The sequence below is a fragment of the Gilliamella sp. LMG 34360 genome (genome assembly GCF_984568995.1).
On sequence record NZ_OZ474900.1, the window covers coordinates 734,169 to 748,313 of the forward strand.

A 14,145-nucleotide genomic window follows, 5' to 3' on the forward strand; every position below is an offset into this window, starting at 1 on the left:
GTGTAATCATTCATGTTGTTATGGCTTGTTTTTTTACCTGTTATAGGTGGATTTATTAGTTGGTTATGCCATGTATTTTTATTGCGGATTGTAAGATCCTCTCGAATGGTATCGCGTTGGTATCAATTACCGATGATTATTGCTTTCATAACTATTTTTATAACTTTATTGTTATCATTTAGTTTATGGCAAGAGGGGATAACGGTTTTACAACAAGGCAATAATTGGAAAAAAGAAGTTAATATTGAGTGGATTCCTTTGCTTAATATTCACTTTCATCTAGTCTTAGATGGCTTATCATTAGTTTTAATTACCTCAACTCTATTTATTGTGTTACTAACGATTGGTTATTCAAGCAAAGAAAGCCCTAATAATTTTGGTTTATTTTATTTATGCATTTTATTTATGACATCTGCCATTATGATGTTATTTGTCATAACCGATCTATTTTTAATGTTCTTTTTTTGGGAAGCAGTGGCAATCCCGATCTATTTCCTAATTTCTTTATGGGGAAGGCGAGACTCAAATTCTCAACTACGTTTTAATGGAGCAAGTAAATTTTTAATTTATACACAAATTAGTAGTTTACTGATGTTAATTTCAATTGTCTCATTAGCTTTAATTAATTGGACTTTATCTGGTCATTGGACATTTGATTACCAAGAACTAACCAAAACACCTATTTCAAGTTACACTGAATTTATGTTAATGTTAGGTTTTTTGGCTGCCTTTATTATACGTATTCCGTTTGTACCTTTTCATAGCTGGTTTATTGATGCGCACATTGAATCATCAACTACAGGTTCAATGATGATAAGCGGATTATTACTCACAACCTCGACATTCGGTTTGTTACGTATTGTTATTCCGCTCTTTCCTAATGCTTCAATTATGATTATGCCGTTAATTATGATAATGGCATTACTCACGGTTATCTACTCAGCATTACTGACGTTTATTCAAACCGACATTAAAAAATTAATTGCTTATGTACATATCGCTTTGATGGGATTTGTAACTGCAATTATCTATAGTGGTTCTGTTATTGCTTATCAAGGCATTGTAATACAAATGATTGCTATTAATTTAGTTATCGTTGGCATGTTCATGATTAGTGGCTTGTTAGTAGAATGTTATTCAACACGCAACATTAATCAATTTACGGGGCTTAAGCAACAAGTACGTTATATCTCTTCTTTTACCTTATTTTTTATGTTAGCAATTTTAGGTATTCCGGGCACAGCTAATTTTGTTGGAAATTATATGATGTTGCTTGGTAGTTATTCATCGTTTTCATCTTATACAATTTTGCTTGTTGTTGGTCTATTACTATTGTCTATTTCTTTTATTATTCGGATGCAACCTATATTTTATGGCATTGTTGAAAAAAGCTGTGTAACAAAACATCAACTTGGTAAAAGAGATCTTTTGCTACTTGCTAGTGTATTTATTGTACTTGTCTTTATTGGCTTATATCCGCAAATAGTTTTAGATATGTCTTATTCTGTGGTGAATCAAACACAGCAAAATATAACTGCAGAACGAGTAGGAGAGTAATAACTTATGATAGCATTATCGCCTATATTTGTAATAAGCTTGACTATCATTGTTTTGCTTATCTTATTAGCTTTCTTAAAAATAAATACAAAAATATGCGCCTTGACAACCATATGTGGTTTAGGATGTGCGTTAGCTTGTGCCGTCATCATTGGATACAATATTTCATCTAGCACCCAAATGATTACTAATATTAGTAATGATAATATGCAAATGTCAGACAATTCTGATGCATCGATTCAAGACGCTGTGCCTTCAAACGAGGAAACTATTGCCGTAGATGCTGTTCCAACTGAAACTGTTGTTTCGCCTAATGAAAATAGTGTTAATACACAAATTGATACCAATACCGAAGGTAATAATAGTGAAATTAATACTAATTCAGAAACCAATACAAATACTGGACCTAGTACTAACATTAATAGCGAAACTAATACTAATTCAGGGACCAACACTAATACTGAAACTAGTACTAATACTAATGGAGAAACTAATACTAATTCAGGGACTGATGCTAATACTGAATCTAGTACTAACACTAATGGAGAAACTGGTACTAATAATGTAACGAACGCTAATACCGAAGCGAGTACTCCTGCTGAAAGTAATGCTAATACTGATGCGACGGCTACGACGGTTGATAGCAATAAAAGTGATATCAATCCAAAAATAGATTCTTCTGTAGAATATTGGAAAGCTCGTCAGATCACTGCGCTTTTTACCTGTGATGGTTATGGATTGTTATATACTAGCTTAATTTTAATTATTGCCATTACCGTATCTTGTTTGGCTTATCGTTGGTTTGTACAAGAGCATTTACCTCATGGTCTTTTTTACGTCATTCTATTGTTCATGACCTTAGGTGGTATAACGCTTGTGTATGCTAGCCATTTAATTGCATTTTTTATTGGTATTGAATTGCTTTCAATACCTTTTGTCGGATTAATAGGATATCAATATATACAAACGCACTCTTTAGAAGCCGCCGTTAAATATATGATTTTATCGGCTGTGGCGAGTGCATTTTTATTAATGGGAATTGCTTTTTATTATGCATCAACAGGAGAGCTTACTTTTAGTGGTTTAAGTTATCAACTCTCAACGATGTCTTATCCAAGTAATTTATTACTAATGGGAGTTTGTTTAATACTCGTTGGCATAGGCTTTAAACTATCATTGGTTCCATTTCAGCTTTGGTTACCTGATGTTTATCAAGGCGCGCCTACTGTTGTGGCTTTACTATTATCAACTGTTGGTAAAGTTGCATTATTCTGTGCTATTGCAAGATTGTTTTTATTGGCACCGATTGTTAATAATGAAACTATTCGTATGATTTTGGTCATGATGGCCTTTTTGTCTATTTTATGGGGGAATTTAGTCGCGTTAATGCAAACTAGTTTGAAACGGTTGCTTGCTTACTCCTCAATTGCACATTTCGGTTATTTATTGATCGCTTTAATCTCTGTTCAATATCAAGTGCTTGCTTTAGAAACCATTGGCGTCTATTTAATCGGTTATATTTTGGCAAACATCTGTATTTTGGGTGTTATTAGTCTAGAGTCTCATTCAAACGAGCTACAAGATCATGAAAACGAAGTTGACCTCTCAGGTCTATTTTGGCGTAGACCAATATTAGCATTAACCATGGGAATTGGCTTATTATCATTAGCGGGGGTTCCGCTTACAGCAGGCTTTATAGGTCGTTTTTTACTGGTATTATTAGGCGTCACTGCGGAATTGTGGTGGTTGATAGCCGCTGTAGTAATAGGTAGTGCATTAGGACTCTATTTCTATGCACGTTTGATAATCAATCTTTATATCAGACCGACTTATCGCGATGATCAATTGCTAAACAATCCAGTAATTAAATTGAAATGGCAAGATATAAAAACAAGTGAACTTATTATTGGTTTATCTGCACTATTAATTTTAATTTGTGGCATTTATCCAAAATGGTTATTCAACTTGGTAAGCATGGCGCAATACTTAACAACCTAATAAATACGTTTCCGCCTTCATTATTATGTTGGCGGAATTATCATAGTATTATCCAATATAGAACGCTATTTTTTATACTTAAATGTATAGTGAACCTGAAACTTCTTGACAAGAAATAGTTAATAACAGATTTGTTTCTTGTGTTATAATTCTGACCTTTAATATTATATTTGAATCAAGAGGACCTGTATGGACTTTTTAATCTCTAATGCTTATGCTGCTGATGGCGCTACAGTTGAAAATAATCCTTATTTCTTACCTATCATGCTAGTTGTATTTGGTTTGTTTTTCTATTTTATGATTATGCGCCCACAACAAAAACGTGCTAAAGCTCATCGTGACTTAATGGCTGCTATTTCCAAAGGTGATGAAGTATTAACTAATGGTGGACTTATTGGTCGAGTAGCAAAAGTTAACGAAAATGGTTATATTGCGTTAGAATTAAATGATTCAACTCAAGTTGTGATCAAACGTGACTTTATCACATCTGTTTTACCAAAAGGGACAATGAAATCCCTATAATAGTGTGTTTCCTATTATAGTTCATTGTGTTAATTACCTAATCCCACAAGAGAATACGTCGTGTTAAATCGCTATCCTTTGTGGAAGTACATTATGTTGGTCGTCGTGATTTGCGTCGGCCTTCTTTACGCACTTCCAAATATTTATGGTGAAGATCCTGCTATACAGATTTCTGGTTCAAATACTTCTGACATTGATATTACCACGCAAGATAAAATCAGAAAAATTTTGGCAGATAATCACATTGAAACCAAATCATTTGTTTTTGAAAATAAATCTATCTTAATCCGTGTTGGTGATAATGATACTCAGCTAAAAGCTAAAGAGTTGATTTCCAAAGAGCTAGGTGACGCTTATATTGTTGCTTTGAATTTGGCCCCAGCAACACCAAAATGGCTTACTGTATTAGGTGCAGAGCCGATGAAACTCGGTTTAGACTTACGAGGTGGTGTTCATTTCTTAATGGAAGTTGATATGACCACTGCATTAAGTAAACTCACAGAACAATCCATTGAAAATTTAAGATTTGAATTTAATAATAGTAAATTAAAATATAAAGCTCTTAATAAAGACGGTAACCAACAAATTGTCATGCAATTTGATAATACCGAAGATCGTAACAAAGCTATTACTAAGATCAATGGTATTCCAGATTTTAAACTTATCTCTCAAACTGAAAACAGTATTACCTTAAGCGTTAGTGAACAACGATTACAACAAGCTAAAAATGATGCAGTTCAACAAAATACGACCATTTTACGTAATCGGGTAAATCAATTAGGTGTAGCTGAACCAATTGTCCAACGCCAGGGTGCAGATCGAATTGTCGTCGAATTACCTGGTATTCAAGATACAGCATTAGCTAAAAGTATTTTAGGTGCAACTGCTACCCTTGAATTTAGACAAGTAAATGAAGAAAACACGGCTAATTTACCAGCCATGCTTGCAGGTGAAATGCGTGTACCTTACGGATCTGAAATCAAATATATGGAAAATGGGCGTCCTGTTTTACTCTATAAACGCATCGTTTTAACGGGTGATCATATTACCGACTCGTCGTTTAGAGTTAATGAATATGGTCAACCAGAAGTTTCCATTACGCTTGATAGTTCAGGCGGTAAGGCAATGTTAAACTTCACTCAAAAAAATATTCATAAAGCAATGGCTACATTATTTGTTGAATATAAAGATACCGGCAAACGTGATGAAAATGATAAACCGATTCTTGAAAAACAAGAACGTGTTATTAACGTTGCGACAATTCAAGGTATTTTTAGTGAACGATTCCAAGTAACGGGTATAAGCAGCGTTGATCAAGCTAGAAACTTATCCCTACTATTAAGAGCGGGGGCATTAATTGCACCAATTCAAATTATTGAAGAACGTACAGTTGGACCATCAATGGGACAAGAGAACATTACACAAGGTTTAGAATCTTGTGTATGGGGCTTATTAGTTTCTGTCATCTTTATGTTAATCATGTATCGTTTGTTTGGTGTATTTGCGAGCCTTGCATTAATCGCTAATCTTATTTTAATTGTCGGAATCATGTCTCTATTGCCTGGAGCAACATTAAGTATGCCTGGTATTGCAGGAATAGTGTTAACGGTCGGTATGGCGGTTGATGCCAATGTTCTGATTAATGAGCGAATAAAAGAAGAGCTTAGTAATGGTCGTGGTGTTCAACATGCAATAAATGAAGGATATGCAGGCGCTTGGAGTAGTATTTTTGATGCTAACCTAACTACATTAATTACTGCGGTTATCCTTTATGCCGTCGGCACAGGATCAATCAAAGGTTTTGCTATAACATTGGGTATAGGTATCATTACATCAATGTTTACATCGATTGTAGGTACTCGTGCATTAGCCAATCTTATTTATGGCGGTCGCCGTGTTAATAAGTTATCAATTTAGAGGTTTATTGTGATTGTTAATAAAAATGAAAATCATGATGTAAGAGAATTGAATCATGGCCGCAGAGTCCTCGACTTTTTAAAATTTGGCTTTGTTGCTTTTGTTATCTCAATGTTATTGGTAGTGGCATCGTTTGTTATTATCTTTGTCAAAGGTTTTAATCTTGGACAAGATTTTACAGGCGGTACGACTGTTGAAATAACCGTAACCAAAGACGTTAATCTTGATGATCTACGTAATAGTTTGCGTAATGAGGGTTATCATGAACCGATTGTGCAGTACTATGGTAGCAGTAAAGATATTATCATTCGATTACCTTCCGCTAAACAAGAGGACGGTGGTATATCATCAGTAATTGATAATGAATTGGGTGCAAAAATTTCTAATTTAGTACATAAAGAAATTGATGAAGATGCACAAATTAAACGAATTGAATTTGTTGGACCAACGGTTGGTGCAGAACTTGCTCAAGATGGTATTTTGGCAATTTGTGCAGCATTAGTTTGTATTCTGATTTATATTGCATTTCGTTTTGAATGGCGATTTGGTACTGGTGCGGTAGTTGCATTAGCACATGATGTTGTAATAACTGCTGGGTATTTATCACTGTTTGAACGTGAATTAGATCTAACAATTATTGCGGCGATGCTATCAATAATAGGTTATTCACTTAATGATACGATTGTGGTATTCGATCGAATTCGTGAAAATTTTAGAAAAATACGTCGAGCATCACCTTACGATGTTATTAACATCTCTTTAACTCAGACATTGCATCGAACCTTAATGACATCAGGTACAACGCTTGCTGTGGTTGTTATCCTTTATATCTTTGGTGGATCTATGTTGAAAGGCTTCTCAGAAACACTAGGCGTTGGTATTGTACTTGGAACGATTTCATCGATTTATGTGGCTGCGTACATGTCACTTAAACTAGGTGTTAAACGTGAGCACTTTATGCCTCCAAAAATAGAGGCTGAAGGCGCCGATCAACCTTCAATATTACCTTAAACCCATATTCTGCCACATTTATTGTGGCAGAATTTTTTTGATTAATTATCAGACAAATAAAATCAAATAGATTGACACTTAATCTTTAGTTGCATATCATTACCCGCAGTTTCTACCTTTCTATTGGGGCCATAGCTCAGCTGGGAGAGCGCAACGCTGGCAGCGTTGAGGTCAGGGGTTCGATCCCCCTTGGCTCCACCAATTCACTATTCAGTAACATTCTTTTAAATCCTTTAAAACCCAACAAACACAAGGCATAAAGTCTATTTTATTATTCATTAAGCACCAGTAAGATACATTTACGACCAACTTTTTAGTTATATGTTGAGTCATACTGACAGTATTCCTTAAAAAAATATATCATGCTATAAATAATGGTTGTGCTTAAATTAAATATAAAACTAAATTAGCAATGCATAAACTGAAAATTAACACGTAGTGTATTTAATAAACAAAATTTTGCGGTCAATCTTATTAAAATTATGTTATTCGACAAAAAAACTAATAATGTTAGTAATTTTATAATTGAGTTACTTATTTGAAGTAACGGTGTAGTATATTTGTTGCTGTTATTATTATATTGAACAAGCCAAAAATCATATTGTGATGAAATGAATGAGCTTTGTTTCTTCAAGTCAATTTAAATAAAGATCATGGATAAATGAAAACTGTATTAATGAAGTTTAAGATATAATATATCATCACAATAGCTACAATATTAATAACTATCTAGAGGTTAAATATCATGGAATATAACTCTACCCGATCACCTAAACAATGTTATGATATGAATGATATTCGTACTGAGATCGATAAAATTGATCATACTGTTATAAAACTATTTGCTACTCGTTTTGAATATGTCAAAGCTGCCAGTAAATTTAAGAAAAATGCTAATGATGTACAAGCAAAAGCCCGTTTTGACAGCATGCTTGAACAACGAAAGCTTTGGGCAAATGAGTTAGGGTTAAATGGTGATGTGATCAAAGAGTTATATGCTAATTTGGTTCGTTATTTTATTGATGAAGAATTAAAACAATTTAATAATAAAGAAAAATAAGGATAGTCTCTTTATGGGTTATGCAAGTAAACAACAGTTATTGGATGAAATAAATAAAACCGCCAAGCTGTTTATCAATGAATTTACTGATTTATCAGAATCTGAAAAAGATCTTTTAATTGACGGTGTTGATCGTACACCTGCCCAAATGATTGCTTATCAGTTGGGTTGGTTAAAATTAGTTAAATCTTGGGATGATGATGAACTAGCAGGAAAAACGCCCGAGTTACCTGCACCTGGGTATAAATGGAATCGTTTAGGCTGTTTATATCAAACATTCTATGATACCTATCAAGATCTTCCTCTATCAGAATTAATCCAATCATTTAACCAACAAATTACGATTTGGAACAATTGGATTGAGTCTTTAAATGATGATACCTTATTTATTAAAGATGTTCGTAATTGGACTAAACCTTATCCTGAATCTTGGACAGTCGCTCGTTTTATTCACATCAATTCTGTTGCACCATTTAAATCCTTTAGGTCGAAAATCAGAAAGTGGAAAAAACTAAACAACCTCGTTTAAAAGTAAATTAATATTAATATAACTATATAACCTAATAGGAAAGATATGGCTTTTTCAGAAACCGAACGCCAGCAATTATTAGAACTAAAATTTGTTGGCACTAAAATTATTGAAAGACTTGAAGAGATGCAACTTGATTCTTTTGATAAATTACACAATGCTTCTTTGGATGAGATTCTTAACAAGGGTGCATTATTAACAGGCTCAACTTGTTGGAAAAACAGTCATCAAGCAAAAACCGCAATACTCAATATTTTGCATTTAGTCCAACAAAAATAATTAAAACATTTTTTAACATATTGATAGTTAAAACTAAAATATAACAAATCAGATGTAATTAATGATTTTAATTACTTTTTTACCGTTGAAATTTAGATCGATATATAAAAAACAGTTATATATTTTTTATAATAATTAATATGAATAAACAGCAGTTGTGTCAGTTATATTGATGGTTTGCTATAACAAATTATTGTCCTCTTACCCATCTTATGATTGACATATGTTCCATATTAAAAGAGCATTTTTTATTGATAAATACTTTTTACAACTTTACTTAGTTCATTCTCTAAAACATCAGAAAGAATCAATGCCTAGATTTGGATAAAGAATTTTCAGGTCATGGGTAAGTTTCAATAAAAAATCGATATAGTTACAACACACATTAATATAAATTTCTCTGAAATATACCCAACAAAAAATTTATAAAATTCAGATACAACTACATTTTCATTAATAAAATTCTCAATAAAAGCTGAATCAGTGTATTTTAATAATGAAATGGTATAGACTCCTGAATATTTTTTACAAAATAAATTATAAATTACTAATATAATTAATTATTTTAAATAAAACTCAGCCCAATTATTTATTCAAACTAAAACACTACTCACTATCCTATTGATAGTTTAAAAACTATTTTTTATCGCTATGCAATCAGTTATTTTGTCAAAAAGTTTGAGGAAATGGGTATGTTTCAGTATAAAACTAAAAAAATTGGTAGCGTTTTTAATTGATTATTTTAATTATTTAACAGGTGGTTATAATTAAATTGTTTTTTTCCCTATATAGGGATAAACCGATATTATACCAATAGAAGCTTATAAACGTTTAGTGTTTCCTATATACATAAAGTTAAATTTGTCTGCTAAGGATCAAATCAATTTTAGTTACCTTTACTGGTCAATAAATTTATTATTTAAAGGCGATACAGTAGTACATATGATTTTTAATACTATTCTTTAATAAATTCATTAAATCTAAAAGTTGACCTATTTATTTTATGGATAGAATATCTATTTTTTTAATCCTCACACTTATTAGTAATTAAACTTATCCCTCATTTTGATGAATTTAATGTGATCAAAAACACAATTTTACTATTATCGGTGAGTTTATACACAAAAAAGTTAATGCGGATAACCTTTTGAGAATGATAAGATAGCTTATAGCAAAAGGTTTTATGACTTTAGCTTTTTATACTATGATGTATTTATAAATTAAAAATTGTAGTTTTATATCATGTTCTTTACAAAAGAATATTTGTCAAATAATTAAATTGTTGTAAAGTAGGCAGTCTTTTTTTTAGTAGTCAATGGATTAAGGATTTTTATGAAAACATGGCAGCGAGTTTTAGCTTGTTTTTTGGGTGGTTGTTTGATTATTGGCGCATTTTGGTTTTTTACACAAACTCCATTAAGTGATGGTGATAATCAGATAGAAAAAGAAAAAAAAGCGATCATTTCTGAGTTTAATTCAAATAAAGAGAATATTTTTACACAAATTATCCAGTTAATCTCTGAAGAAAAATATGATGAAGCGATTTCTTTAGCCAGTAAATATCAGGTTACAGAAGACGAAGCATTATTAAAATTGAAAGATCAGGCTCAAGCAGAGTTAACAAAAGTTAACACCCAGAAACAAATTACAGATTTGTCAAATGAGCTTAATGTAACCCCTGAATCTGAATTACAGAAACGATTTGATTTATACAGTAAATTATTAGAACTCGTTCCTGATAATTCGGAATATAAAACTAAACACGCTGAGTTAAAGCCAATAGTAGAAAGACTACAAATGATAAGCTCTCAATTTATGGGTGAAAATGGTGCTCATCGTAAACTTGAAAAATTTATAAAATTTAAAATGAAAGATGTAAGCAATTATGAACATCTTGAAACTAAATATGTTGAAAATGACGATAATACGTTAACAATTACTACTACGTTTAATGGTAAAAAGGGTGATAGTGGTAAGATTACTAAAAATACTGTCACAGCGATTGTTGATTCAAGTGGCAATCCAATTCGTATTGTAAGTTGGAAATAAAAGGAGCAATAGCTCCTTTTTTAAAGTTATTAAATATGTGGCAACACTGCATAATACTGCGATATTTCTTCACTTTCTGCTTGTTCACCTATTTTTTACTGTATCTCATCTCTAATTTAAATCAGTTAATTTTCCTGAAATTTAATAGTTAGTGTTTCGATCAGTTAGCATGAAAACCTAATGATTTTGAGTAAAAAGATGGACCTTCTCCTTTTTCAAGTAAAACAATGATGGCTTGCGGTCTATGCAGTTGTTGCCTTTTTTTTTCTAAACTTATGTCATCAAGTTGTTTAATACTTTTTTTTATTCTTTCCCATTTGGATAGGCTGATTGAAACTCGGCTTTGTTCCCATGCATATTCACTATTAACACTATAAGGGATTATTTCGTGTTCTTCATTATAATAAGCTAAATATAGATCGATATTATCTTTAGATAATCGGGTGGACAATTCAACATTCTTATCCCAATAGCTATCGGAGTCTCGTCTATAACCACTGTTAATATCTAATACACTCTGATTGGCAATAGAAGAGTGACTAAGCGATTTTCCTTTTTCCTTATAGTAAACTTCTGATAACCCTGACGGAGGCTCAATATCTTCAGCATAAACAGAATCAATCAATAAACGTGCCTCTTGAGGCATTTTGATATATTCTTGCTTAAGTAGGATTTTTTGAGTGAGCCATAAATAAGCGTGATTAGGGTATACATAACTGGTATTGCGAAAAGCAGGATTATCCAGCCAATCTTTTTGCGGTTCATCTTGCCAAGGTGGCGCAAACACAGTAAGAACAGGTGGGTCTCGCTCATCCTTTGATTGATTCTCTTTATTATCAGGTTTGATATTACCGTGTTTATCTCTTACATGCCGTTGTAAACGCCCAGCACGTTGTATCAATAGATCGATAGGGGCTATGTCACTTATCATTTCATCAAAATCAAGATCTAAAGATTGTTCTATGACTTGGGTTGCAATGATCACTTTTGCTTGGCGAATTTCACTATTTGAGGATTTTCCTGCCCATGTTAAGGCTTTTTCTTCAATTTCCAGTCGATCACAAAAAGCAAATCGACTATGAAAAAGTAAAATATGATCAGTGTCGATATTCAAGGTTAGTTGTAGTTGCTGATATAACTCAATAGCATCAGCTACACTATTTTTAATCCAACAGATAATTTTACCTTGTTCTATTGATTGTTGAATTTTAGTTATACCGGTTTCAATGTCCTCAATCCATGCTATTTTAACCTGACGTTTTACTTCTTCCCGGGTATCTAATGGTTGTTCAGTCAGACCATGATAATTAAGTCTCGTTATAAGCGGAAACGGTAATGTCTGATTTAAAGATAAGGTTTGTTGGTTATTTGTTAAACCTTTATTGAATGCATTAAGTAACTTTTCACGTAAAAAACCAGGTAATGTGGCAGTTAAAATAATGGCGCTACCGCCTTGTGAGGCGTGATAATTAAGTAATACTTCTAGCAGTTTTACCATGTAGCTGTCATAAGCATGAACCTCATCTAATATAAGTAATTTATGTCGCAGACCTAATAAACGCAATGATTGATGTTTAAATGGCATGATAGCCATTAAAACCTGATCCAGTGTACCTACGCCAACTTCTGCTAATAAGGCTTTTTTACGAGTATCAACAAACCATTCATTACATTCAGCACTGACAGATTGTTCACCATTAGAATATTTTTGTTGGCTGATATGATCGTTCGTTAAAATGGATTGGGTAAAATTTGGATTCATATAGCTAGCGCCGTGAGTCAACACTAATGATGGATGACTACCTGTTTGATATAATTTCTCGTAGACATTTGCGGTGCGTTGATAAATGGCATTAGCTGTTGCCATAGTTGGTAGACCAATATAAATTCCTTGTACTTTTTGGGCTGACATTAATCGGCTTGCTAAAATCATTGATGCTTCGGTTTTTCCTGCACCCGTCACATCTTCCATAATAAACAATTCAGGGTGCTTATCAGATAATTGACAGGATAATGCGTACTCTTGTAGTGGTGTTGGTTTTTCAATAAAGGGAAAGAGATTTTTAATGTTCTTAAATTGAGCAACAGAAGATAATTTGGGTAGAGTTGCTATGGCATTTTCAGCTTGAATGATTGCATGATTTTGCCAATATTCCGATAATGGCATCACTTGCCAATTAAATGAGAATAACTGCTCATTTGATCCTAACCAATCGCTGATAACCGTTAAACCAGCAATCAACCAACTTATTTGGTTCAGTTTTTCTTGATGTGTTTTATCGATAAAAAATTCTGGATAATGTTGTAATTTATTATCTTTAATAAAAAGCTGATTAATTGCTTGAATATAATCGGATGCACTTTCTTTATCTTGTTCATTAAATGCTAAAATGCCTTTTATATTTTTTAGTAGTTCAGGAGGCTTTCCATGATGCCCAGTCATGATTAATAACCAAATATTATATAAATTCTTAATTTTTATATCATATTTGTCTAGTTGAATTTCTGGCTTGAGTGATAAGGATTCACGCCATAACCACCAACCCAGTGAGTCATGTCTTGATAAATATTCTTTTGAGGGATCAGCGGCAACAAGTTGTGGGTTATTGTGCTTAAATAATTTTTGAAATCCATTAGCAAATTTACCAATATCATGCCAAGCTAAAAAATAGGCAAACCAAAGTGCGGCTTGTTCTTTGTCATTTGAAGAAAAGCCTATTTGTTCAAATAATTCAAAAGAATTAAAATAATTGTGTTTGACTATCTGATAACCGCATGCCGCTACATCTAAATTGTGATAAGCAAGCAAATGATAGGAAGAATTATCGACATTTTGTCGACATTTTCCCCAATATTGATAAAAAGATTCCGCCATTATAATTATTATCCTTTTTTAATTGTCGATAAATTGATTCATATTTTTTATTGGATAACAGAACTAAAAATATAAAAAAAACAAATAACTTCATATAATTAATTTTATTTTATGCTCTATCGTTTAGCTAAACAGATATTGTGCTAGTAAATCGATTTTTTGTCGTTAATTATTTTGTTAAGATTGTTTACTAATCTATTTAGATTCTAATGAATATAAAGCTTATAATTTGTTCTGATACTCTAATATAACTGGTTTAATATAAAAATACAGATAATAATTTAAAGTTTTATACTGAAACGTTATGTTAACCTCAAACTTTTTTACAAAAAACTTGTTTTTTTAAAA

10 protein-coding genes and 1 tRNA gene are annotated in these 14,145 nt (G+C 32.2%); 10 read left to right on the forward strand and 1 reads right to left on the reverse strand.

Going from position 1 to position 14,145, the window contains the following annotated elements; translation table 11 throughout:
* The first annotated feature begins 12 nt into the window (after window positions 1-12).
* The 10 genes from AC5LW9_RS03350 to AC5LW9_RS03395 all read left to right on the forward strand — a co-directional run bounded on the left by AC5LW9_RS03350 (window position 13) and on the right by AC5LW9_RS03395 (window position 10,922).
* Window positions 13-1,557, forward strand: coding sequence for a complex I subunit 4 family protein (locus AC5LW9_RS03350; protein ID WP_198228872.1), 1,545 nt, complete (start codon window positions 13-15; stop codon window positions 1,555-1,557).
* A 6-nt stretch (window positions 1,558-1,563) separates the two neighbouring features.
* A complete protein-coding gene (locus AC5LW9_RS03355; RefSeq protein ID WP_198235659.1) occupies window positions 1,564-3,555 on the forward strand; it encodes an NADH-quinone oxidoreductase subunit N in 1,992 nt (663 codons plus the stop codon).
* 189 nt (window positions 3,556-3,744) lie between these two features.
* Window positions 3,745-4,077, forward strand: coding sequence for a preprotein translocase subunit YajC (gene yajC / locus AC5LW9_RS03360; protein ID WP_065737824.1), 333 nt, complete (start codon window positions 3,745-3,747; stop codon window positions 4,075-4,077).
* A gap of 60 nt (window positions 4,078-4,137) precedes the next feature.
* Entirely contained in the window at window positions 4,138-5,994 is a 1,857-nt protein-coding gene (secD, locus tag AC5LW9_RS03365) for a protein translocase subunit SecD (protein ID WP_198228870.1), read from the forward strand.
* Between the two features lie 12 nt (window positions 5,995-6,006).
* On the forward strand, window positions 6,007-7,005 hold the full coding sequence (gene secF / locus AC5LW9_RS03370; RefSeq protein WP_493456588.1) for a protein translocase subunit SecF: 999 nt from the start codon (window positions 6,007-6,009) through the stop codon (window positions 7,003-7,005).
* 125 nt (window positions 7,006-7,130) lie between these two features.
* Window positions 7,131-7,206: transfer RNA gene (locus AC5LW9_RS03375), tRNA-Ala, on the forward strand.
* Between the two features lie 544 nt (window positions 7,207-7,750).
* Entirely contained in the window at window positions 7,751-8,065 is a 315-nt protein-coding gene (locus tag AC5LW9_RS03380) for a chorismate mutase (RefSeq protein ID WP_025316446.1), read from the forward strand.
* A 13-nt stretch (window positions 8,066-8,078) separates the two neighbouring features.
* Complete coding sequence (locus tag AC5LW9_RS03385) at window positions 8,079-8,594, forward strand: ClbS/DfsB family four-helix bundle protein (RefSeq protein WP_493456324.1); 516 nt, start codon at window positions 8,079-8,081, stop codon at window positions 8,592-8,594.
* 45 nt (window positions 8,595-8,639) lie between these two features.
* Window positions 8,640-8,873 (forward strand): helix-hairpin-helix domain-containing protein, encoded by a 234-nt coding sequence (locus AC5LW9_RS03390; protein ID WP_493456325.1) that lies wholly within the window; start codon window positions 8,640-8,642, stop codon window positions 8,871-8,873.
* A 1,332-nt stretch (window positions 8,874-10,205) separates the two neighbouring features.
* Complete coding sequence (locus AC5LW9_RS03395; RefSeq protein WP_493456326.1) at window positions 10,206-10,922, forward strand: hypothetical protein; 717 nt, start codon at window positions 10,206-10,208, stop codon at window positions 10,920-10,922.
* A gap of 160 nt (window positions 10,923-11,082) precedes the next feature.
* Here the strand turns inward: AC5LW9_RS03395 and cas3 are convergent, their stop codons facing one another.
* Entirely contained in the window at window positions 11,083-13,797 is a 2,715-nt protein-coding gene (cas3, locus tag AC5LW9_RS03400) for a CRISPR-associated helicase Cas3' (protein WP_493456327.1), read from the reverse strand.
* Window positions 13,798-14,145: the final 348 nt, after the last annotated feature.